Source organism: Xanthobacter sp. 91, assembly GCF_000702385.1.
Classification (GTDB): domain Bacteria; phylum Pseudomonadota; class Alphaproteobacteria; order Rhizobiales; family Xanthobacteraceae; genus Xanthobacter; species Xanthobacter aminoxidans.
In genome coordinates this window covers 335,927-357,085 of record NZ_JNIB01000001.1, presented here as the reverse complement: position 1 = coordinate 357,085, position 21,159 = coordinate 335,927, and the positions used below count along the sequence as shown (strand labels likewise).

Annotated in this window: 18 protein-coding genes and 1 pseudogene; 3 read left to right on the top strand and 16 right to left on the bottom strand. The window is 69.5% G+C overall.

The window, feature by feature from the left end; genetic code table 11:
- Window positions 1-17: 17 nt before the first annotated feature.
- The 8 genes from phnN to phnG form a co-directional block, all read right to left on the bottom strand.
- Window positions 18-611, bottom strand: coding sequence for a phosphonate metabolism protein/1,5-bisphosphokinase (PRPP-forming) PhnN (phnN, locus tag A37E_RS0101875; RefSeq protein ID WP_038192426.1), 594 nt, complete (start codon window positions 609-611; stop codon window positions 18-20).
- Window positions 608-1,744, bottom strand: a complete 1,137-nt coding sequence (locus A37E_RS0101870; RefSeq protein WP_029555072.1) for an alpha-D-ribose 1-methylphosphonate 5-triphosphate diphosphatase — start codon at window positions 1,742-1,744, stop codon at window positions 608-610. Before A37E_RS0101870 ends, phnN begins: the two co-directional genes overlap by 4 nt.
- A 109-nt stretch (window positions 1,745-1,853) precedes the next feature.
- Window positions 1,854-2,642, bottom strand: a complete 789-nt coding sequence (gene phnL / locus A37E_RS0101865) for a phosphonate C-P lyase system protein PhnL (RefSeq protein ID WP_081837401.1) — start codon at window positions 2,640-2,642, stop codon at window positions 1,854-1,856.
- 95 nt (window positions 2,643-2,737) lie between these two features.
- Window positions 2,738-3,514 carry a phosphonate C-P lyase system protein PhnK gene (gene phnK / locus A37E_RS0101860; protein ID WP_029555070.1) on the bottom strand — a complete coding sequence of 259 codons (777 nt, stop codon included), beginning with the start codon at window positions 3,512-3,514 and terminating at the stop codon, window positions 2,738-2,740.
- Window positions 3,507-4,388, bottom strand: coding sequence for an alpha-D-ribose 1-methylphosphonate 5-phosphate C-P-lyase PhnJ (locus A37E_RS0101855; RefSeq protein WP_029555069.1), 882 nt, complete (start codon window positions 4,386-4,388; stop codon window positions 3,507-3,509). Before A37E_RS0101855 ends, phnK begins: the two co-directional genes overlap by 8 nt.
- 26 nt (window positions 4,389-4,414) lie before the next feature.
- Window positions 4,415-5,629 carry a carbon-phosphorus lyase complex subunit PhnI gene (locus A37E_RS0101850; RefSeq protein ID WP_029555068.1) on the bottom strand — a complete coding sequence of 405 codons (1,215 nt, stop codon included), beginning with the start codon at window positions 5,627-5,629 and terminating at the stop codon, window positions 4,415-4,417.
- 3 nt (window positions 5,630-5,632) lie between these two features.
- A complete protein-coding gene (gene phnH, locus A37E_RS0101845; protein ID WP_029555067.1) occupies window positions 5,633-6,247 on the bottom strand; it encodes a phosphonate C-P lyase system protein PhnH in 615 nt (204 codons plus the stop codon).
- Complete coding sequence (gene phnG, locus A37E_RS0101840; protein ID WP_280938438.1) at window positions 6,247-6,747, bottom strand: phosphonate C-P lyase system protein PhnG; 501 nt, start codon at window positions 6,745-6,747, stop codon at window positions 6,247-6,249. The genes phnH and phnG overlap by 1 nt, the downstream gene beginning before the upstream one ends.
- Window positions 6,748-6,899: 152 nt before the next feature.
- On the opposite strand from phnG, the gene phnF reads away from it, so the two are divergent.
- Both phnF and A37E_RS0101830 read left to right on the top strand, forming a co-directional pair.
- Window positions 6,900-7,697, top strand: a complete 798-nt coding sequence (phnF, locus tag A37E_RS0101835) for a phosphonate metabolism transcriptional regulator PhnF (RefSeq protein ID WP_081837400.1) — start codon at window positions 6,900-6,902, stop codon at window positions 7,695-7,697.
- A 60-nt stretch (window positions 7,698-7,757) separates the two neighbouring features.
- Window positions 7,758-8,399, top strand: coding sequence for a pyridoxamine 5'-phosphate oxidase family protein (locus tag A37E_RS0101830; RefSeq protein WP_029555064.1), 642 nt, complete (start codon window positions 7,758-7,760; stop codon window positions 8,397-8,399).
- Window positions 8,400-8,604: 205 nt separating this feature from the next.
- Here A37E_RS0101830 and phnE (A37E_RS0101825) read toward each other — a convergent pair whose 3' ends face one another.
- The 7 genes and pseudogenes from phnE (A37E_RS0101825) to A37E_RS0101790 all read right to left on the bottom strand — a co-directional run bounded on the left by phnE (A37E_RS0101825) (window position 8,605) and on the right by A37E_RS0101790 (window position 17,413).
- Window positions 8,605-9,465, bottom strand: a complete 861-nt coding sequence (gene phnE, locus A37E_RS0101825; protein WP_029555063.1) for a phosphonate ABC transporter, permease protein PhnE — start codon at window positions 9,463-9,465, stop codon at window positions 8,605-8,607.
- Entirely contained in the window at window positions 9,462-10,346 is an 885-nt protein-coding gene (phnE, locus tag A37E_RS0101820) for a phosphonate ABC transporter, permease protein PhnE (protein WP_029555062.1), read from the bottom strand. The genes phnE (A37E_RS0101825) and phnE (A37E_RS0101820) overlap by 4 nt, the downstream gene beginning before the upstream one ends.
- 244 nt (window positions 10,347-10,590) lie before the next feature.
- Window positions 10,591-11,499 carry a phosphonate ABC transporter substrate-binding protein gene (gene phnD / locus A37E_RS0101815; protein WP_029555061.1) on the bottom strand — a complete coding sequence of 303 codons (909 nt, stop codon included), beginning with the start codon at window positions 11,497-11,499 and terminating at the stop codon, window positions 10,591-10,593.
- Window positions 11,500-11,651: 152 nt separating this feature from the next.
- Window positions 11,652-12,398, bottom strand: a pseudogene (gene phnC, locus A37E_RS0101810) (phosphonate ABC transporter ATP-binding protein); the annotation flags it as partial.
- 749 nt (window positions 12,399-13,147) lie between these two features.
- Window positions 13,148-14,407 carry an amidase gene (locus A37E_RS0101800; protein WP_029555059.1) on the bottom strand — a complete coding sequence of 420 codons (1,260 nt, stop codon included), beginning with the start codon at window positions 14,405-14,407 and terminating at the stop codon, window positions 13,148-13,150.
- 222 nt (window positions 14,408-14,629) lie between these two features.
- Window positions 14,630-15,904 carry a serine hydroxymethyltransferase gene (glyA, locus tag A37E_RS0101795; protein ID WP_029555058.1) on the bottom strand — a complete coding sequence of 425 codons (1,275 nt, stop codon included), beginning with the start codon at window positions 15,902-15,904 and terminating at the stop codon, window positions 14,630-14,632.
- A 162-nt stretch (window positions 15,905-16,066) separates the two neighbouring features.
- Window positions 16,067-17,413: an L-serine ammonia-lyase gene (locus tag A37E_RS0101790; protein ID WP_029555057.1), complete on the bottom strand. Its 1,347-nt coding sequence runs from the start codon at window positions 17,411-17,413 to the stop codon at window positions 16,067-16,069.
- A gap of 151 nt (window positions 17,414-17,564) precedes the next feature.
- On the opposite strand from A37E_RS0101790, the gene A37E_RS0101785 reads away from it, so the two are divergent.
- Window positions 17,565-18,614, top strand: a complete 1,050-nt coding sequence (locus A37E_RS0101785; protein ID WP_038192423.1) for a GlxA family transcriptional regulator — start codon at window positions 17,565-17,567, stop codon at window positions 18,612-18,614.
- A 34-nt stretch (window positions 18,615-18,648) separates the two neighbouring features.
- Here the strand turns inward: A37E_RS0101785 and A37E_RS0101780 are convergent, their stop codons facing one another.
- Window positions 18,649-20,916 (bottom strand): fibronectin type III domain-containing protein, encoded by a 2,268-nt coding sequence (locus tag A37E_RS0101780; RefSeq protein ID WP_029555055.1) that lies wholly within the window; start codon window positions 20,914-20,916, stop codon window positions 18,649-18,651.
- Window positions 20,917-21,159: the final 243 nt, after the last annotated feature.

Here is a 21,159-nt window from a genome sequence, read left to right as displayed (position 1 = left end):
TTTGGGGGTGGCCCCGGTCAGGCGACCGCGACCAGCTCCTCGGCGATGAAGTCGGTCAGGCGCGCGCCGCCTTCGGCGGGCGTGCCCACATTGTCGATGGTGAGGTCCGGGGCCACGTCCAGTTCCGGCGCGCGGGCGAGGCGTTCGGCGATGTCGTCGGCGCTCTCGCGGCCGCGCATGGCGAGGCGGGCGGCGCGCACCGGCACCGGCGCCGTCACATGCACCACCCTGACCCGCGCGAAGCGGCGGCGGGCTTCCGGCAAGGTGGCGCGGGAGCCGTTGGCCACCACGACGCCGCCCTGGGCGATCACCTCCGCCACCTCCGGTCCCAGGGCGTAGCTGAGCCCATGGGCGCGCCAGAAGAGGGGAAAGCGTCCCTCGGCCAGCAGCGTGTCGAACTCGGCTTCCGACAGCGTGCCGTGCGCCTCCCCCGTGCCCGAAGGCCGGGTGACGAGGCGGCGGGCGAACAGCACCCGCGGGTCGCCGGAAAAGCGCGCGCGGGCGATGTCGATGAGGGTGTCCTTGCCGGCACCGGAAGGTCCGACCACGAGGAGCAGGGTGCCGGGGCCGAATGTGTCGCCAGCCTTTGCGCCGGCCGCATCTTTCGTCATGCCACGCGCCGTCCTTCCCGCCACACGCCCTTCACCACCGGCATGTCGCCGGCCAGCGCCACCCGCACGAGGTCGGCGCGGCGGCCGGCGGCGATCTCGCCGCGATCGGCAAGGCCCGCCACCTCGGCCGGGGTCTTGGTGATCATCCGCACCGCTTCCGGCAGCGCAATGGAGGGCACCCGGTGGGTGAGGTCGAACGCCGCCCAGAGCAGGGACGAGGGCACATAGTCCGACGAGAGGATATCCAGCCGGCCGCCCCGCGCCAGCGATTCCGCCGAGACGTTGCCGGTGTGGGAGCCGCCGCGCACCAGGTTCGGCGCGCCCATGAGCACGCGGATGCCGGCCTCGTGGGAGAGGCGCGCGGCTTCCTCGGTGGTGGGGAATTCGGCGATGGCGACGCCGTCGCCGATGGCCTCGGCCACATGCTCGGGGGTGCCGTCGTCATGGCTCGCGACCACACAGCGGTGGGCGTGGGCGAGGGCCACCAGACCCGCTCGGTTCTCGCGGGCGTAGCGTTCGTGGAAGTCGAGCCGTGATGAGACGATCACGTCCATCTCCTCGGCGCTGATGCCGCTTTTCTTCATGTAATAGGAGCGGAACTGGTCGATGGTCGCAAACTGCCGCTGGCCCGGCGTGTGGTCCATGAGCGAGATCAGGTGCACGGGCGTCTTCTTCAGGATCGCCTCGGCGTCCTGAACCACCGTGTCGGTGGGCACCTCGCACCTGAGGTGGATGAAGTGGTCGGCGCGCAGCGCATCGGCGGCGCGGGCCGCCTCCAGTGCGGCGATGAGGAGCGGCGCGTCGCCGTCCATGCCCACCGCCTTCTTGTCCGGCCAGACCCGCAGCGAGTCGAACACGGTGGTGATGCCCGAGGCGGCGATCTGCGCGTCGTGGGCCAGCATGGCGGCAAGGGGGTTCCAGCGCACCTTGGGGCGGGGGGCGAGGTGGCCCTCCACATGGTCCGTGTGCAGCTCCACGAGGCCGGGGAGGAGATAGTCGCCCTCCATGTCCTCGGCGCCGGCCGGCACCACGCCGCTCCCGATGGCGGAGATGACGCCGTCCGTGACACTCACGTGGCCGGACACGATCTCGTCGGCGAGGACGAGGCGGGCGTTGGCGAAAACCTGTCTCATGAAAGGGGCTCCGGGATCAGTCCTGCGGCCCCGGTCTTGGACCGGTGCCGAGGGGGCGCTCAGGCGCCACGCGGGCTCGACCCGCGAGCCGGGCTCGCGGGCGTGGGGATCAGGCTTCGAAACGGGTGACGTCCACCACCCGGTCGGCGACGGCCTCGCGGGTCTCGGCATCGTGGAAGATGCCCAGCAGGCCGGTACCCGCCGCTTTCTTCTCGCAGATGAGATCGATGACCACCTGCCGGTTGGCGGCGTCCAGCGAGGCGGTGGGCTCGTCCAGCAGCAGCAGCGGCTGGGAGCCGATGAAGCCGCGCGCCACGTTCACCCGCTGCTGCTCGCCGCCGGAGAAGGTGGCCGGCGGCAGCGACCACAGGCGCTCCGGCAGGTTCAGGCGGGCGAGCAGGGTGCCGGCACGGGCCTTGGCGGTCTCTTCGTCCACGCCCTCGGCCCGCAGGGGCGCCGCCACCACGTCGAGGGTGGAGACGCGGGGGATGACCCGCAGGAACTGGCTGACATAGCCGACGCGGGCGCGCCGGAGTGCCAGCATCTGTCGCGGCGCGGCGTCGGCCACCTCGGCGAACGCTTCGCCATCGGCGATGCGCACGGAGCCGGTGTCGATGCGGTAATTGCCGTAGACCATCTTGAGGATGGAGCTTTTCCCCGCCCCCGACGGCCCGCCCAGCGCCACGCACTCTCCCGCCACCACGTCGAAGGTGACGCCGGACACCACCGGCAGGGTGAGCCCGCCGCGCAGGTGCAGGGTGAAGCTCTTGGCGAGGCTTTCGACGCGGAGGAGGGGGCTGTGCGTGTCCCGGACCAGCGACGGCGTAGCCGGAGCGCCGAGCCGAGACCCAGCGCAGGACTCCTGCGCAGCAGGCAAAGCTTGAGCGGTGGTTGGCATGGAAGCGCCTTCGGCGGAATGTTGCGCTGGGTCCCGGCTCGCGTTCCGCGCCACAGGTGGCGCTGCACTTGGCCGGGACACGAAAGTCTCGTTCATCATGCCGCAAGCACCGAGGAGACGAGGAGCTGGGTGTAGGGCTCGCGCGGGTCGTCGAGCACCTGGTCGGTGAGGCCCTGTTCGATCACGCGGCCGGACTTCATCACCATGATGCGGTGGGAGAGGAGGCGCGCCACCGCGAGGTCATGGGTGACGATGACCACCGCAAGGCCGAACTCCTCCACCAGCTGGCGGATGAGGTCGAGCAGGCGCGCCTGCACCGAGACGTCGAGGCCCGAGGTCGGCTCGTCCATGAAGACGAGGCGGGGGCGGGTGACGAGGTTGCGGGCGATCTGCAGGCGCTGGCGCATGCCGCCGGAGAAGGTGCGCGGATCGTCGTCGATGCGCTCGGCGGCGATTTCCACGCGCGAAAGCCAGTCGGTGGCCTCGCTGCGGATGTTCTCATAGTGGCGCCAGCCGACCGCCATCAGCCGCTCGCCCACGTTTCCGCCGGCCGAGACCGCCATGCGCAGGCCCTGCTCGGCATGCTGGCGCACGAAGCCCCAGTCGGTGCGCAGCAGCAGCCGGCGCTCGGCCTCTGAGAGGGTCGCGAGATCACGCGTGGCGCCGTCCCGCATCCGGTAGGTGACGCTGCCGGCGGAGGGGGCCAGCTCGGTGGAGAGGAGGCCGAGCAGGGTGGACTTGCCGGAGCCGCTTTCCCCGACGATGGCGAGCACTTCGCCCTCGTGCAGGGTCAGGTCCACGTCGCGGCAGCCGAGGCGGTGGCCGTAATATTTGGCGAGGCCCCGGGCGGTGAGAAGCGGCGCTTCAGTCATGGGCAGCCTCCTGGTAAGGCGCGCTCATGGTGCCCGTATGCCCCTCCGCCTGGCGGGTGGAGCAGTGGTCGGTGTCGGAGCAGACGAACATGCGCCCGCCCTTGTCGTCGAGGATCACCTCGTCGAGATAGACGCCGGTCGCCCCGCACAGGGCGCAGGGTTCCTTGAAGGCCTGCACCTTAAAGGGATGGTCCTCGAAATCCAGCGACACCACCTGCGTGTGGGGCGGGATGGCATAGATGCGCTTCTCGCGCCCGGCGCCGAACAATTGCAGCGCCGGGCTGTCGTTCATCTTGGGATTGTCGAACTTCGGGATGGGGGAGGGGTCCATCACGTAGCGGCCCTCCACCTTCACCGGATAGGCGTAGGTGGTGGCGATGTGGCCGTGGCGGGCGATGTCCTCATAGAGCTTCACCTGCATCAGACCGTAATCGGCCAGCGCATGCAGGCGGCGCGTCTCGGTCTCGCGCGGCTCCAGATAGCGCAGCGGCTCGGGAATGGGCACCTGGAAGACGATGGTCTGCCCGGCCTTCAGCTCCGCCTCCGGGATGCGGTGGCGGGTCTGGATGATGGTGGCGTCCTGCGTGCGCGTGGTGGTGGCGACGCCGGCCGTGGTCTCGAAAAAGGTGCGGATGGCCACCGCATTGGTGGTGTCGTCCGAACCCTGGTCAATCACCTTCAGCACGTCGTCGGCGCCGAGGATGGCCGCCGTCACCTGCACGCCGCCGGTGCCCCAGCCATAGGGCATGGGCATCTCGCGCGAGGCGAAGGGCACCTGATAGCCGGGAATGGCGATGGCCTTCAGGATGGCCCGGCGGATCATCCGTTTCGTCTGTTCGTCGAGATAGGCGAAATTGTAGGTGATGGCCGGCATGGAAGAGGCGGCGGTGGCGGGCGCGTTCATTCGGCGGCCTCCTTCATCTCGTCAGGGGCTTCGGCCTCCGCGCGCATGCGGCGGATGAGGTCGAGTTCGGCCTGGAAGTCCACGTAGTGCGGCAGCTTCAGGTGCTCCACGAAGCCGGTGGCCTGCACGTTGTCGCAATGGGAGAGGACGAATTCCTCGTCCTGCGACGGGGCGCTCTTCTCCTCGCCCAGCTCCTTGAAGCGCAGCGCGCGGTCCACCAGCGCCATGGACATGGCCTTGCGCTCGGACTGGCCGAACACGAGGCCGTAGCCGCGGGTGAACTGGGGCGGCTCGGTGGCCGAGCCCTTGAACTGGTTCACGCTCTGGCACTCGGTGACGGCGATGTCGCCCAGCGGCACCGCAAAGCCCAGCTCTTCCACGGGAAGGCTCACCTCCACCGTGCCGAAGCGGATCTCGCCCACGAAGGGATGGGTGCGGGCATAGCCGCGCTGGGTGGAATAGCCGAGCGCCAGCAGGAACCCCTCGTCGCCCCGCGCCAGCGCCTGAAGGCGCAACGGCCGGTCGGCGGGGAAGGAGAGCGGCTCGCGGGTGAGGTCGCGCGGCGGCGTGCCGTCGTCGGCCGGGGAGGGCTCGATGAGGCCTTCGCCGCCGAGGAGGTCGGTGACGCGGGGCATGGGAGCGGCCGGAGTGGCTTCCGCCTCCCGGAGCTCCTCCCCCTCACCCCAGCCCTCTCCCGCCTGAACTCGGCTGCTGCCGAGTTCGGTTCGTGGAGGTCGAAGTCGGCAAAAGCCGACTTCGAGGGAAGAGGGGGCGGGCTGGCGCGGCGCGTCGGCATCGCTCGCTTGCGTCGCCAGCCGCTCGTCCATCAGGCGGTGGGTGTAGTCGAAGGTGGGGCCGAGCACCTGCCCGCCGGGCAGGTCCTTGAAGGTGGCGGAGATGCGCCGTTCGATGCGCATGGCGCCCGTGTCCACCGGCACCGAGGCGCCGAACCGGGGCAAAGTGGTGCGGAAGGCGCGGGCGAGGAAGATGGCCTCGATCAGGTCGCCCCGCGCCTGCTTGATGGCGAGGGCCGCCAGCTCCCGGTCATAGAGGGAGCCCTCGGCCATCACCCGGTCCACGGCGAGGGAGAGCTGGCCGGCGATCTGGTCGAGCCCGATCTCCGGCACGCTCTCCTCGCCGCGCCGCTTCTTGGCGAGCAATGCGTGGGCATTGCGGATGGCGGCCTCGCCGCCCTTGACGGCCACGTACATGGATCAGTCCTCCATCACGGGCTTCACCGTGCGCGGCAGGCCCACAATAGCCCCCGGCGCGGTGAGGATGAGGTCGATGCCGAGCGGGTAGAGCGCCCGGTTGGCGGCGAGCCGCGCGGGCAGGTCGGCGGGCAGCGGCGCGGCGGAAAAGCTGCGCCGGCCCTTGATGCCGGGGCCTTCGAGGACGACCGCGCCGGCGCCCATTTCCGCCACTTGCACGATCAGCGTGGCCGAGCGGTCTGGATAGTCCGGCTCGCCCTGCGCGAAGACGCCGAAGTCGGGCAAAGCGGCCGCGTCGGCGATGAGCGCGAAGCGCGCGGCGGCGGGGTCGTCCACCACCGGCGCGCCGGTGTGGAAGCGCAGGAAGGCGGCCACCGCCGGCGCGGCGGAGAGCGCCGCGTCGAGGAACACCGGTGTCTCGTAATCCAGCAGCGCGAGGGCGCAGGCGGCGGCCTCTCGGGAGAGCGGCGCGGGCGGATCGAGATCGCTCGCCAGCGGCACGGGCAGGCCCGGCTCGGCCATGGCGCGCATCACCGCGGTAAAGCTGCGCTGGGCGTCATGCACCGGATCGGCGAAGCCGGCGGCGAGGGCAGTCACGGCGGGGGCAGTCACGGCCATCAGTCTTCTCCCCGCGCCATGGTGAAGAAATTGACCTTGGTGGCCTCCGTCTCCTCCGCCGCGCGCGCCGCTTCCACCGCGAGGCGGCGCCGCACGGGGGTGAGCGCGTCGGTGACGGCGAGGCGCAGCGCCGCGTCCTGCCACAAAGCGTCGAGGATGGCGGCGGCCTCCGCCTTCGCCGGGTCGCGGCCGAGCAGATAGGAGACGCCGGTGGCGCCGCCTGCGAGCTGCACGGCGGCACGCGTCACGGTCGCCTCGCCCAGATTGAAGGGGGCGCCGTCGCCGCCGGTGCGGCCTTGCACCATGATGAGGCCAGCCTCCGCCGGGCGCAGCCTTTTCAGCTGCGGCAACGGCTGGAAGCGCTCCACGGCGGCCTGAAGCTCGGCGCGGGTGGCGCGGGCATAAAGGCCCATCATCACCTCCCGCGCGGCCTGCTCGGCGGCGGGGTCGGGAACGGCGGCGATTTGCGGCTCGGTGATGTGCGGCGGTTCGGACCTCACGGGCGGTCTCCAGATGTCCCTGACCCTGGCGCAAACGGGCGAACCCTGCCGTGGGGCCTTGCTGGACATGGTTTGTATAATAGTCTATACAAATGCGCAAGAAGGTATCTGCGCCCTCGGTGACTTCCTGGGGCGGACGTGGAGAGGCAGGAATGTCTGGTGCGCCGCGCAGTCTCGCCGCCGATGGTCACAGCCCGATGACGGAGGACGAGGCATCGCCAGCCGTGCCCTCCGTCGCGCGGGGCAGCGGCGTCACTTTGTGGCGGCAGATCGCCGAGAAGCTGGAGGCGGACATCCTCGCCGGCACGCTCGCGCCCGGCGTGCGCCTGCCGGTGGAGGCCGAGCTGGCCGAGCGCTTCGGCGTCAATCGCCACACCCTGCGCCGCGCGCTCTCCCATCTCTCCGAGGCCGGGCTGATCGAGGCGACGGCGGGCCGCGGCACCTTCGTGAAGGAGCCACCGTTGCGCTATCCCATCGGCGCGCGCACCCGCTTCTCCGAGATCGTGGCGGCGGGCGGGCGCGAGCCATCCGGCCGGTTCCGCGGCTCCATGGTGGAGGCGGCGGATGCGGACGTGGCGCGCGAGCTGCAGCTTGCCATCGGCACGCCGGTGCTGCGCATCGAGACCACCCACGAGGCGGACGGCGTACCCATCTCCTGCGGCTCGGCCTGGTTTCCCGCTGCCCGCTGCCGCGACCTCGATCTCATATATGAAGCCACCGGATCGCTGACGCGGGCGCTGGCGACACTGGGCATCGAGGATTTCCGCCGCCGCGAGACGCGCATCACCGCCCGCCCCGCCAATCCGCGCGAGATGGACATTCTCTCCCTCGCCCCCGGCCGCGCGGTGATGGTGCTGGAGCGGCTGGACGTGGAGGCCAACGGCGCGCCGCTGCAATGGGGCCGCTCCTCCTTCGCCGCCGATCGGGTGCAGCTGGTTTTCAAGCCCTAGGTGCTTGCGTCAGCCCAATCGTTTGCGCGAAAAGTAGGTATCCGAAGGAGGTTCTGCCCCATGGCCGTCGTCGCCGATGAAGCCGCCCTGCGCCGTCTCTATGGTGCTGCTGCCGGACGCAGCGTCGCCAAGCAGCTGGACCGGCTGGACCGGCACTGCCGGCATTTCATCTCGCTGAGCCCGTTCGTGCTCATCGCCACGGCCGATGCCTCCGGCGCCGCCGATGTCTCGCCGCGCGGGGATGTGCCGGGCTTCGTCGCCGCGCGCGAGCGCGACCTGCTCATTCCCGACCGGCCGGGCAACAACCGGCTGGATTCCCTCACCAACATCCTCGCCACCGGGCAGGTCGGCCTGCTCTTCCTCATTCCCGGCGTGGACGAGACGCTCAGGGTGAACGGCCATGCCTTCATCCACGACGACGAGGAGCTGACGCGCCTCTTCACCGTCGGCGGCAAGGCGCCGCGCACGGTGCTGCGGGTGGAGGTGAAGGAGGCCTACCTGCACTGCGCCAAGGCCTTCATGCGCTCGCGCCTGTGGGAGCCGGAGGCGCAGGTGGAGCGCACCCAACTGCCCACCATGGGCGAGATGCTGCGCGACCAGATCGCCGCCAAGGACGCCGCCGGCGCCGCCTCGTCCTTCGCAATTGAGGCGCCGGAGAGCCAGGAGCAGATGGTCGCGCGCTATCGGGAGATTCTGTACTGAGGTTGAGCGAGACGCCGTTTCATCGCACCGTCATGCCCCGGCTTGTCCGGGGCATCCACCCCTCCGCCGAGCCGGGTGTCTGAACAACCGCACACCCCTCCGGCCCCGAAGTGGATCCCCCGCACAAGGCGGGGGATGACTGCGGAGCAGGCGGGGGAGCGGAGGAAAGGGCCCGGGTCCGTCCCAAGGCGATCTGTCCGCGCGTTCACCCGATGCGGGATTTGCCGATGATGGCGAAGCGCAGGCGGGAGGAGATGAAGTCGATCACCGCCACCATGATGAGCATCATCAGGACGAGGAACGACACCTTCTGCCATTCCAGCACGCGGATCTGCTCCGCGAGATGAAGGCCGAGGCCGCCCGCGCCGACGATGCCGACGATGGTGGATTGGCGGGCGTTGGATTCGAAGTAATAGAGCAGCTGGCTCGCCAGCACCGGCAGCACCTGCGGCAGCATGCCGAAGCGCACCGCCTCGACGGGTGAGCCGCCGGTGGAGACGATGCCCTCCACGGGCTTCCGGTCCAGCGCCTCAACCGCCTCCGAGAACAATTTGCCCAGCTCGGCGAAGCTCGCGGTGGCGATGGCGAGGACGCCGGCGAACGGGCCGAGGCCCACCACCGTCACATAGATCAGCGCCCAGATCAGCCGGTCCACGCCGCGCACGGTATCCAGCACGCGGCGGACAGTGAAATGGGCGAAGATGTTGGGAATGACGTTCTTCGCGGCGAGGAAGCCGAAGGGAAAGGCGATGATGGCCCCGCCCAGCGTGCCGAGGAAGGCGATGGCCAAGGTCTCGCCCAAAGCATGCATGTAAAGCGGCAGCTGCGTGCCGGGATCGGGCGGCATCATCAGCGTGACGAAATGCGCGAGCTGCGCGATGCCGCTGCCGAGCCGGTCGAAATTGAAGCCGAGCTGCCAGAAGCCGAAGGCCGCGATGCCGGCGAATACCGCGATGATCACGCCGACGCGGACCCGCGTGTTGATGGGCGGCGCGACCAGATGCGGATGGGCGGCGGCAAGGCGCGCGCGCTCGTCTCCGGAAAGGCGGATGCGGGCCCGGCTCATCGCTGCGCTCCGAAGCCGAGCAGGCGGTGGCGGACCTGCTCGGTGACGAGATCGATGATCATCACCGCCGCGATGATGAGGAGGAGGATGGCGGAGACATCGGAATAATAGAACTTGCGGATGGCTTCCACGAGATCCTGCCCGATGCCGCCGGCGCCGACAAAGCCCATGATGGAGGCCTCGCGCACGTTGATCTCGAAGCGCAGCAGGCCGTAGGAGGCGAAGTTGGAGAGCACCTGCGGCACCACGGCGAAGCGCACGGTGGTGAGCCAGGAGGCGCCGGAGGCGGTGGCGCCTTCCACCGGCTTCATGTCGATGTTCTCCACCACCTCGGCGAACAGCTTGCCCAGCGCGCCCATGGTGTGGATGGCCAGCGCCAGCACCCCCGGCAGCGGGCCGAGCCCGAAGGCCACCACGAACAGCAGCGCGAACACCAGCTCCGGCACCGTGCGGCAGAATTCCAGGAAGCGGCGGGCGCCGAGGCGGATCCACGGGCTCTTCACCAGATTGGCGCTGGCGAGGAAGCACAGGCAGAAGCCGCCGATGGCGCCGATGAGCGTGCCGAGATAGGCGATCAGGATCGTATCCAGCAGCAGCTTCAGCCAGTGGTCGAGGTTCCAGTACCACTCGGACAGATCGGCGCCGATAGTGTCCCAGTGCAGGACCGGCGTGATGCTGCGGAAATAGTTGGGCAACCGGTCCGCGTGGGCGAAGAACACGTCCGGCTTCACCTCGCCCATCCAGGCGGCGAGCACGGTGCACACGGCGATCACGCCGAACATGATCAGCGTATGCCGCCGCCGCGCCCGCACCGCCGCATCGTAATGGGCGATCAGCGGGGCGATCTGCTCGTCGGGCAGCCGGGTGATGGCGTGGGACACGTGGGCTCTGCCTGTTCCTTCCCTCCACCCTTACGGGAGAGGGGCCGGGGTGAGGGGGGCGTCTGGGCGCAGGATGTGATGGGCGCCGTCCGCGCCTCAGGAGCCGCCGTCATGGCCGGGCTTGTCCCGGCCATCCACGTCCCGCGGCCGGGAAGCCACCGCGGAACATCGCGCATGCGGCCCGACGTGGATGCCCGGGACAAGCCCGGGCATGACGCGCGCTCTTCGCCGGGAGGCGTCAGCCTCAGCTCTTCTTCTTGCGCAGTTCGTCGACGAACTTGTTCAGCTCGATGATGCCCACGTAGGATTCGTTGTCGATGGGCTGCCAGAGCTGGCTCTTGCCTTCATAGATCTTGTCGAAGGCGGCCTTGTCGTTCTTCTCGATGGAGAAGAAGGCGTCGCGGATCTTGGCCTTCAGGTCGGCCGGCAGGTCCGAGAGATAGGCGTAGGGCGAGTTCACGATCTGATCGGACTTGAAGATGATGCGGAAGTCGCCGTACTTCGCCATCCCCTTGCGCTCCATGCGCCGGAGGTTGGACTCGTTCTCGTCGTTCCACCAGTTGAAGGCGGCGTCGCACGTGCCCTGCTGCACGCCGATCACCGCGTTCTCGTGCGAACCCGCATAGACCACCTTGCCGAAGAAGTCGTCGGGCTTGAGGCCCATCTTGTTCAGGGCGAAGCGCGGCACGTTGTTGCCGGAGGTGGAGTTGGGATCGACGAGGCAGAGGTTCTTGCCCTTCAGGTCCTCGATGGACTTGTAGGGGCTGTCGGCCTTCACATAGAGCACCGAGTGATAGCCCTTGGTGCCGTCCGCATTCACTTCGATGGCGAAGGCGTCGATCTTGGCGCCGGTCATCAGCGCGCGGGCGAAGGAGGAGGGGCCGTAATAGGCCATGTGGATGTTGCCGGCGCGCTGGCCCTCGATCACCGCGGCATAGTCGTTGGCAACGCGCAGCGTCACCTTGGTGCCGAGCTGCTTGGTGAGATAGTCCATGAGCGGCTGGTAGCGATCGGTCACGCCGCTGCCGTTCTCGGCGGGGATCACCGCGAACACCAGCTCGGGATACTTGGCCTTCCAGTCCTGCGCGGCGGCAGCGCCGGCGGACATGACGAGCGCGGCGGCGGCCGCGATCAGGCTACGACGGTTCAGCATGTCTCGTGCTCCTGTCGGACGAAATCGAAACTGGGCAAGCAGGGTCGGCCGGCCCGCGGTCGCGGGTCGGCGCGGAAGGCACGCGCTCAGGCGAGCGCGGCCGCTTCGGGGATGCCGTCGTCGGCGGCGACGGGACGCCGTGCGGGCGTATCCATCACCTCGCCGGCCTCCAGGCCGTAGAGATCGTGCGCCACCTGCTCGGTCAGCGCCGCGGGCGCGCCGTCGAACACCACGCGGCCCTGCGCCATGCCCACGAGGCGGTCGCAATAGGTGCGGGCGAGGTCGAGGGAGTGCAGGTTGCACAGCACGGTGATGCCGAAGTGCTTGTTGATGCGCAAAAGCGCATCCATCACGATCTTGGTGTTGCGCGGATCGAGCGAGGCGATGGGCTCGTCGGCGAGGATCAGTGCCGGCTCCTGCGCCAGCGCGCGGGCGATGGCCACGCGCTGCTGCTGGCCGCCGGAGAGGCTGTCGGCGCGCTGGGCGGCGAGGGGAGCGATGTCGAACTGGTCGAGGGCGGAGAGGGCGATGGCCCGGTCATCCGCGCTCCAGCTCTTGGTGAGGGCGCGCCAGGCGGGAACGGTGGCGAGGCGGCCCATGAGCACGTTGGTCAGCACATCCAGGCGGCCGACCAGATTGAACTGCTGGAAGATCATCGCCGCCTCGGCGCGCCATTGGCGCAGCGCGTGGCCCTTGAGGGCGGTGACGTCGCGACCCTCGAAGGAGATGCGGCCGGAGGAGGGGTCCTGCAGGCGGTTGACCATGCGCAGCAGGGTGGACTTGCCGGCCCCGGACCGGCCGATGACGCCCACGAAGGCGCCCTGGCCGATGGCGAGGTTCACGTTGGATACGGCCTCCTTGTCGCCGAAGCGTCGGGTGAGGCCCTCGATCACCAGCATCCGGAGGCTCCCAGAGCACGCACCGGCCCGCTTGCAGGGCAAGCCGGCCGGGCAGCGCGGTCTCGATCACTGGCCGGCGGAGAATCGATCAGCCTGAGCCGAGGCGATCCACACCAGCGCGTCGGGAGGTTGGATAGCGCGGCTCCGCAACACCCATGTGACGATGCCGCGCCAAGCGCTGCGCCGTTCGGCCAAGGCGCCGCCAACGGCCAGGGTACCGCCAATCGTCGCGCCTCCGCGACTGTGACAGGCGGTTTGTGACGGCGCGCGCGGTCGTGCCGGCGGCGATGTCAACGACGTGTCATGAAGGGCGGGCAGAAGGGCGGCGGTATCCGGCGGCGCGACTGCCCGTGTTTCCGGACCTGGAACGAGTGGCGCCGGGGAGGTTGGCTCCCCGGCGCCTTCGATCGACCGGACCCCGGTTATTGCTGTTCTCGGGTCCCATGAGGGCGGTGGCGGGTCCTGACCTCAGACCAGACCGAGCAGCACAGCGCCAACGAAGCCGAAGGCCGCGCACGTCTCGATCACGGTGAGGAGATGGCCAAGTGTCACCTTATGCCTCGCAGGGTCGATCTTGAGAGAACTTTAACAAACTCTCAAAATGCGGAAAGAGGTAAGTTGTGCTGCATCGCCGCTGCAAAGTATTGCAGCGCATGACTTTCCGCAGTGCGGCGGGCGCCAAGTCGCGCCCCCTTCTACGCTTTCCCTTCCGCTGCGGCGCACGGTCGGCCGCGGTGGAATACTGCATGTCAGGCGGTAATGGCGGCTTCCACGAGGCTCGCGACGGCCAGTGCCTGCCGATCCCGCCCGAAACGCCCCACCACCTGCACGCCCACGGGCATGCCATTGGCGGCGGAGAGCCCCGCCACATTGATCGCCGGACAGCCCATCAGCGTCCACAGCCGGTTGAAGATGGCCGAGCCGGTGGTGGCGAATCCCTCCGGCGCGGGGCCGGGGGCGGAGAAGGTGAGGATGGCATCCACCTCCGCGAACACATCCCCCAGCGCATGCCGCGCCCGCTTGGCGGTGCGGCGCGCGCCGTCATAAAGGTCGGGCGGAATGGCGCGGGCGGCTTCGAGATGGCCGCGCAGCAGGGGTGAGAGCCGGTCGCCGTCATAGTCCAGCTCGTCGCCGAGGGAGAGCGCGGCCTCGAAGTCCTGCACGGTGCCATGGATGGCGTCGGCCGCCTCCAGCGCCTCGGGCAATTCCAGATCGAAGATGCGGGCGCCCCGCGCCTCGGCGGCGCGGGCGGCGGCGTCCAGCGCGGCATGGGCGTCGGGCGAGGCGGCGCTGGCGCGGGCGGTGCGCACGATGGCGATGCGCGGCGCCACGGCGGTCTCGTCCCCGATGTCGAGGCCGCGGCCGGCGATGGCATTGGCGGCGAAGGCCACGTCGCGCACCCGGGCGCCGAACAGGCCAACGGTGTCGAGATGCCAGGAGAAGGTCTTCATGCCCAGCGTGGGCAGCAGGCGGAAGGTGGGCTTGTAGCCGGTGACGCCGCAGAAGGCGGCCGGGCGGATCACCGAGCCGCCGGTCTGGGTGCCGAGCGCCAGCGGCAGCATCCCCGCCGCCACCGCAGCAGCCGACCCCGCCGACGAGCCGCCGGGGGAGAAGGTGAGGCGGCGCGGATTGCGGGTGCGCGTGGGCTGGAGGAAGGCGAATTCGGTGGTCTCGGTCTTCCCCACGACGAGGCCGCCGGCGCGGCGCGTCATGGCCACCACTGGCGCGTCGGTGCGCGGGCGGTAGCCGGCATAGATGGGGCTGCCGTAGGTGGTGGGCATGTCGCGGGTGTCGAGGATGTCCTTCACCCCCACCGGCAGGCCGGAGAGCGGCGTCGCGGCAAGCCCGGGCGCGCGGGCGGCGGCGCGGGCCGAATCGAGATCGAGCGTCACGAAGGCACCGACCTCGCTTTCGTGCGCGGCGATGGCGGCGGCGACCTGCTCAAGCACGGCTTCAGGCGTGGTGCGGCCGGACCGGATATCGGCGGCAAGATCTCGGGCGGAAAGCAGGCTCATGCGCTCACTCTGCGGCATCCATGGGCCGCCACCATGCGCAACCCCCGCCGCCGACGCAATGGCGGGGCGAGGGCGCTCCACGGCTACCCTCGCTCCCCGTGCGGAGGGGTATTCCGCCGACAGGGGATGGGCCGGCGCTTTCGGGAAAGGCCCGCCCCCCTCACCCCCGGCCCCTCTCCCGCGAGTGGAGAGGGGCGGAGGGCGGTGCATCGCCCCTCACATTCCCGCATACAGGGGGAAGCGGGCGCAGATGTCGCGCACGGTCGCGCGCGCCGCGACTTCGGCCTTGCCGTTGGCCTCGGCACCGTTGGCCGCGAGGCCGGTGAGCACGTCGGCGATCAGGTCGGCCACCGTCTCGAACTCGGCGACGCCGAAGCCGCGCGTGGTGCCGGCCGGGGTGCCGAGGCGGATGCCGGATGTCACGGCCGGCTTCTCCGGATCGAAGGGAATGCCGTTCTTGTTGCAGGTCAGGCCGGCCCGCTCCAGCGCGGCTTCCGCCGCCTTGCCGGTGACGCCGAAGGGCCTGAGGTCCACCAGCACCATATGGCTGTCGGTGCCGCCGGAGACGATGGCCGCGCCGCGCTGCGACAGCCGGGCCGCCAGCGCCCGCGCATTTGCGACCACCTGCGTGGCATAGGCGCGGAACTCGGGCGTCAGCGCCTCGCCGAACGCCACAGCCTTGGCGGCGATCACATGCATCAGCGGGCCGCCCTGCAGGCCGGGGAAAACAGCCGAATTGAGCTTCTTCGCCAGCGCCTCGTCATTGGTGAGGATCAGGCCGCCGCGCGGGCCGCGCAGGGTCTTGTGGGTGGTGGTGGTCACCACATGGGCGTGGGGGAAGGGGGACGGATAGGCCCCGGCGGCGATGAGCCCGGCATAGTGGGCGGCATCCACCATCAGCAGCGCGCCCACCTGATCGGCGATGGCGCGGAAGCGGGCGAAATCGATGATGCGCGGATAGGACGAGCCGCCGGCGATGATGAGCTTGGGCCGGTGCTCCAGCGCCAGGCGCTCCACCGCCTCGTAGTCGATCAGGGCGGTGTCCGGCGCGACACCGTAGCCGATGGCGTTGAACCATTTGCCGGAGAGGGTGGGCGGCGCCCCGTGGGTGAGGTGGCCGCCGGCCGCCAGCGACATGCCGAGCAGGGTATCGCCGGGCTTGAGCACCGCCATCAGCACGGCGGCATTGGCCTGCGCGCCCGAATGGGGCTGCACATTGGCAAAGCCCGCCCCGAACAGCGCCTTGGCGCGGTCGATGGCGATCTCCTCCACCACGTCCACATGCTCGCAGCCGCCATAGTAGCGCTTGCCCGGCAGGCCCTCGGCATACTTGTTGGTGAGCACCGAGCCCTGCGCCTTCAGCACCGCCTCGGAGACGATGTTCTCGGAGGCGATCAGCTCGATCTGGTCCTGCTGGCGCCGAAGCTCCGCGCGGATGGCATCGAACACGGCGGCGTCGCCGGACGGGGCGGGGGAGAGGTGGACGGTCATGGGCGGTTTCCTCGTTTGGGGTTCATTCGGACACAGATTTCCCTCTCCCGTCGCGGGAGACGGGGGCGGGCATGGGGGCTTCCCCGGTTTTCCCAGCGTCATGGCAAAGGGCGCGGACACTCCTTGCCCTGCCCCTCTTCCGCATGGGGAGAGGGCGGCGGCTCAGCACTCCGGGACGTTCACCGCGAGACCTCCCTGCGAGGTCTCCTTGTACTTGGACTGCATGTCCGCCCCCGTCTGGCGCATGGTCTCGATGACCTGATCCAGCGAGACGAAATGCACCCCGTCGCCCCGGAGCGCGAGGGAGGCGGCGGCGATGGCCTTGTTGGCGCCGAAGGCGTTGCGCTCGATGCAGGGGATCTGCACCAGCCCGCCGATGGGATCGCACGTCATGCCGAGATGGTGCTCCATGGCGATCTCGGCGGCATTTTCGATCTGCGCCGGGCTCGCCCCCAGAACTGAGGCGAGCCCGGCGGCGGCCATGGCGGCGGCGGAGCCGACCTCCCCCTGGCAGCCCACCTCCGCGCCGGAGATGGAGGCGTTGCGCTTGATGAGCGCGCCCACCGCCGCGGCGGTCAGCAGGAACGCGCGCAACTGGGCGTGGGTGGTGTCCGGGCAGATGTCGCGGACATAGCGCAGCACCGCCGGCACGATGCCCGCCGCGCCATTGGTGGGGGCGGTGACGATGCGTCCGCCGGCGGCATTCTCCTCGTTCACCGCCATGGCGAAGACGGAGACCCAATCCATGATCTCGTGCGGCGGCCGGCGGTTGGCGTGGCGGTCCGCCTCCAGTTGGTCGCGGATCGCCTTGGCCCGCCGCCGCACGCGCAGGCTGCCGGGCAGGGTGCCCTCCTGCGCGAGGCCACGATCGATGGAGGCGAACATGGCGGCGAGGATCGCATCCAGCTTCTCCTCCACCTCTTCCGCCGGGCGCAGCGCGCATTCATTGGCCATCTGCAGGCCGGCGATGGACAGGCCCGTGCGGGCGCAGGCGGAGAGCAGTTCGGATGCGGTGGCGAACGGGTGGGGCACCTCCACCGCCTCCGGTTCGCGCGGCTCCCCCTCGGCCACCACGAAGCCGCCGCCGATGGAATAGAAGACCCGTTCGTCGAGCCGCGCGCCGTCCGCGTCATAGGCGCGGAAGCGCATGGCGTTGGAGTGCAGCGGCATCAGCGTGTCGAAATCGAAGATGAGATCGGCCTCGGGATCGAAGGCGATCCGCGCGCCCTCCACCTCGATGGACTTGCGGATGAACAGCCGCGCCACCAGCGCCGGCACGTCGTCCGGGTCGAGCGTCTCCGGCCGCGCGCCCATGAGGCCGAGCGCGATGGCCCGGTTGGAACCGTGGCCCTTGCCGGTCCAGGCCAGCGAGCCGAACAGCTCGGCGGTGATGCGGGCGATGCCAGCGGGCAGCGCCTCCCGGAAGCGGCGCGCCGCCACCATCGGCCCCACGGTGTGGGACGAGGACGGCCCGATGCCGATCTTGAACAGGTCGAACACGCTGGTCATCCGTCTCCCTCCGGGAACGGTGCGGTTATTCTACCGCTTTTTCAAATACTTGTCGCGCATCACTTGACCCGCATCCAGGGCGGGGCGAAGCTTCATCATGCTTGCCCGCGGGGGCGCCTGCTCGTCCCCTTGCGACTTTCGTCTGGAACAGATGCGACACGTTCTTTCCACCCGTCCCGGCCCGTCCGCCAAGCTCAGGGTGGGGTTCGTGCTGCTGCCCAACTTCACGCTGACGGCCTTTTCCAGCTTCGTGGACATGCTGCGCCTCGCCGCCGACAAGGGCGACCGCTCCCGCCCCATCGACTGCTCCTGGCAGGTGATGAGCCCGCGCCTGCGTCCCGTCCGCTCGTCCTGCGGCATCGACATCCAGCCGACCGCGGACCTCTTGGACCCGAAGGCGTTCGACTACATCGTGGCGGTGGGCGGGCTGCTGCGCGGGGTGCCGGCGCAGGCCGACCCTCTGGCGGCGTATCTCAGGCGCGCGGCGGCGGCGGGCGTACCGTTGATCGGCGTGTGCACCGGCTCGTTCCTCCTGTGCCGGCTGGGGCTCATGGCGCAGCGCAAATGCTGCGTGAGCTGGTATCACTACCGCGATTTCCTGGACGAGTTCCCCACCCTCGTGCCGGTGGCGGACCAGCTGTTCGTGGTGGATGGCGATCGCATCACCTGCTCCGGCGGGGCCGGCGTGGCGGACCTCGCCGCCCGCCTCGTCACCGAGCATCTCGGCGCCGCCACGGCCCAGAAGGCGCTCAACATCCTCCTCATCGACCGCCCCCGCGCGGCCGAGAGCGCCCAGCCGGCCCCGCGCCGGGCGGAGGGGACGGTGGACGATGCCCGCGTCTCCCGCGCGCTGCTGCTGATGGAGCAGAACCTCGCCGAGCCATTGGCCATCGCCGACATTGCGGACGCCCTCGGCGTCGGCGTGCGGCAGCTGGAGCGGCTGTTCGCGGACCGCCTGCGGGAAAGCCCGCAGGAGAGCTATCTGGCGCTCAGGCTGCGCCATGCGCGCTGGATGCTGGCCAACACGCGCTTTTCCGCCGCCCGCATCGCCGCCGACCTCGGCTTTGCCGACGGCTCCCATTTCGGCCGCGCCTTCAAGGCCCGCTTCGGCGCCACCCCCGCCGCCTTCCGCCGGACACTCTCGCCGCGCTCCGAGCGGATCGAGGGCGATGGCGAGGGGCGGGTGTTCGAGACGCCGTAGGCGGTCTTGCGCACCTGTCAGACGGTCGCGAAGATCAGACCGTCGCGAAAATCTTGGCGAAGTCCCAGTCGTGCTGGGCCACGCCGCTGTTGTCGTAGGTCATGTGGCCGACCACATCCCCGTGGTCGCGGCCGAGGGACCACATGGCGAGCGAGGCGATGTGGTCGTTGCCATCCGCAAAATCCACCAGCTGCTGGGCATCCTGCAGGGTGAAGACCTCGCTCTGCACGTCGTTGATGCCGACCATGGGGGTGATGCCCACCTTGGCGTCGATGCCGAGGTCATGCAGCTGGGCGATGGTGGCTTCGGCCGCGTCGATGGCATCCTGCCCCATGTCGCCGGAATCGTTCCCCACGCCGTAGTTCATCACCATGAGGTTGACGGTGTCGATCTCCACCCCGGCGGCATGGGCGTCGGCCAGCAGCTTGATGTCGTCCTGCGTCAGGCCAGTGGGGAGCGCCGGCAGGGTGAAGGAGACCGAGAGGTCGGGATTGGCCTTCTCCAGCGCCGCGAGCGCCTCGTTGCGCAGGGCGTTGGCGGCGTCGTTGGTGAGGGCGTCGCCCTCCACGTCGAAGTCGAGGGACTTCACTCCGTAAGTGTCGATCACCGACTGGTAGGCGGCGGTGAGCGCGGTGGCATCCGTGTAGTAGAGCGCCGGCTCTTCCCCATGACCGCCGCCGAAGGAGATGGTCACGTCCACGCCATGGGCCTTCAGATCCTGGACCACCGAGGCGACCGAGCTGCCGTCGGCGAGCGTGTTCCCGGAGCCGAGGCCGGCCCAGCCGATCTCGTTGCTCCCGGTGCCCACCACGAAGGCGAGGGTGACGGCGTGGATGCCGGCCTCGCTCACGTCCTGCATCAGGTCCGCCGCGCTCGAGACCACGGAGAGGTCCACGTAGGGCGAGAACACCTGGTGGTCCGTCGCATCGGTGCCGACGGGATCGGTGGTGACGGAAATCGCCGAAGAGGGGTGCGAGGCGCCGGCCTCGTCCACGGCGACGATGCTGAACTTGTAGGGCGTGTCCGCGTCCAGCCCCGCCACCTTGAAGCTGCGCTGGTCGGTGGTGCCGATCAGCTCGCCGTCCTGATAGATGGCGTATTGTGAAACCGTGCCGACGCCGAACACCTCCGCCGCATCCCAGGTCAGGGTCACGGAGGTCTCGGTGGTGGTGGCGGCGTGGACATCCTGCGGCGTCTCGGGGGCCACGGGGGTGAGATCGGAGTAGCCGACCCTGGTCCAGACATGGCCGGAGCCGGTGGGGCCGTAATCGTGCTCGGGATCGCTGCCGAGGGTCCACCACTTGGCCTCGTAGACCACATGGCCCACCGTGACCTGATCGCCCGCCGTATAGACCGTGTCGGAAGACCAGTCCGGCGCCTCGATCACCTGGGGCGGCGTCGCGCCCGTCGTGCCGCTGCCGGTCGTCTCCCCCTTGGCCTCGGCGATGGCCTCGGCCCAGGCATCGGTGACGAAGCTGGTCTTGCCGATGATGTCGTCCGGCGTGAGGTCGGCGAGGGTCACGCCCTCCAGGGTGATGGTCTGCTGGTTGGCGGCGAAAATGATGACGAGGGAGCCGTTCACCTCGGCCAGCGAGAAATCCTGCGGCTGGAGCCAGCCGAAATCGAGCTTGTCGTGGGCGGGGTCGAAGGAGATCACCTGCTGCGTGTTCCACTGCCAGCCCACCCCGTAGGTGGTGCCGTCCGTCGCGCCGGCTGACGCGGAGAGGCTGGCCTTGGCGCTCACGCTGCCCGTGGTATCGGCGGCGGTGAGGGCGCCGCTCCACTCGGCGAGGAGCGCGCCGTCCGCCCCCTTGATGTTGCCGATGGAGAGGTCTGCGAGGCTAACGCCTTCGAGGATGTAGGTCTGCTGCGACTTGGGCAGGAAGATCACCACCGAGCCGTTGGCCTCGGCAATGGCGACGTCGCCCGCCGTGAGGCCGGAAAAATCCAGCGTGTCGTGCTTGGGATCGAAGGTCAGCACGGTGTCGGTGCCGTGCGCCACGGCGATGATGTCGTTGACGCCGCCGGTGATGGCATGGCTCGCGGCAAGGGCGTCGCTCCACTCGGCGAACATCGAGGCATCATGGCCGGTGACGTTGGCCAGGGAGAGATCCGAAAGGGAGACCCCCTTCAGCGTGTAGCTGTGGTTGTTGCCGGGCAGATCGATGACGACCGACCCGTTGACCTCGGTGATGGTGAAGCTGTCAGCGCCGATCCAGCCGAAGTCGAGCGTGTCGGTTGCCGGATCGAAATCGATGGTGTCGTGGGCGCCCCAAGACCAGTTGATCGCGACGGTTGCCATGCAGCCCTCCACAGGTCTTCCGCCGTGACGGCGGCAGAGGCTGAGCATAGCCCGGCCGCGCGCCAGCGACAGTGCAAAGTGCCGTCAAAGGACGAATAACATCTTGATAAATATCAGGAAATTCGTCGCAAAATGCGAAAACAATGGGCGCGTGAAAGTGCGGCCGGTTGTCTGTTGCAGTCCCGCTATTTCAGGCTGAAGCATGACCTGAGCCGTAGATGACCTGCGCCCGCGCCCGCGGAC

Excerpts from the sequence above, each read along its gene's own strand:
- phnN (WP_038192426.1), bottom strand. The coding sequence starts at position 611 with ATGACGAAAGATGCGGCCGGCGCAAAGGCTGGCGACACATTCGGCCCC.
- A37E_RS0101790 (WP_029555057.1), bottom strand. The coding sequence starts at position 17,413 with ATGACCAGCGTGTTCGACCTGTTCAAGATCGGCATCGGGCCGTCCTCG.
- A37E_RS0101830 (WP_029555064.1), top strand. The coding sequence starts at position 7,758 with ATGGCCGTCGTCGCCGATGAAGCCGCCCTGCGCCGTCTCTATGGTGCT.
- A37E_RS0101785 (WP_038192423.1), top strand. The coding sequence starts at position 17,565 with ATGCGACACGTTCTTTCCACCCGTCCCGGCCCGTCCGCCAAGCTCAGG.
- A37E_RS0101870 (WP_029555072.1), bottom strand. The coding sequence starts at position 1,744 with ATGAGACAGGTTTTCGCCAACGCCCGCCTCGTCCTCGCCGACGAGATC.
- glyA (WP_029555058.1), bottom strand. The coding sequence starts at position 15,904 with ATGACCGTCCACCTCTCCCCCGCCCCGTCCGGCGACGCCGCCGTGTTC.
- phnK (WP_029555070.1), bottom strand. The coding sequence starts at position 3,514 with ATGACTGAAGCGCCGCTTCTCACCGCCCGGGGCCTCGCCAAATATTAC.
- phnH (WP_029555067.1), bottom strand. The coding sequence starts at position 6,247 with ATGGCCGTGACTGCCCCCGCCGTGACTGCCCTCGCCGCCGGCTTCGCC.
- phnF (WP_081837400.1), top strand. The coding sequence starts at position 6,900 with ATGTCTGGTGCGCCGCGCAGTCTCGCCGCCGATGGTCACAGCCCGATG.
- phnE (WP_029555063.1), bottom strand. The coding sequence starts at position 9,465 with ATGAGCCGGGCCCGCATCCGCCTTTCCGGAGACGAGCGCGCGCGCCTT.
- A37E_RS0101780 (WP_029555055.1), bottom strand. The coding sequence starts at position 20,916 with ATGGCAACCGTCGCGATCAACTGGTCTTGGGGCGCCCACGACACCATC.
- A37E_RS0101855 (WP_029555069.1), bottom strand. The coding sequence starts at position 4,388 with ATGCCGGCCATCACCTACAATTTCGCCTATCTCGACGAACAGACGAAA.
- phnL (WP_081837401.1), bottom strand. The coding sequence starts at position 2,642 with ATGCCAACCACCGCTCAAGCTTTGCCTGCTGCGCAGGAGTCCTGCGCT.
- phnD (WP_029555061.1), bottom strand. The coding sequence starts at position 11,499 with ATGCTGAACCGTCGTAGCCTGATCGCGGCCGCCGCCGCGCTCGTCATG.
- A37E_RS0101850 (WP_029555068.1), bottom strand. The coding sequence starts at position 5,629 with ATGTACGTGGCCGTCAAGGGCGGCGAGGCCGCCATCCGCAATGCCCAC.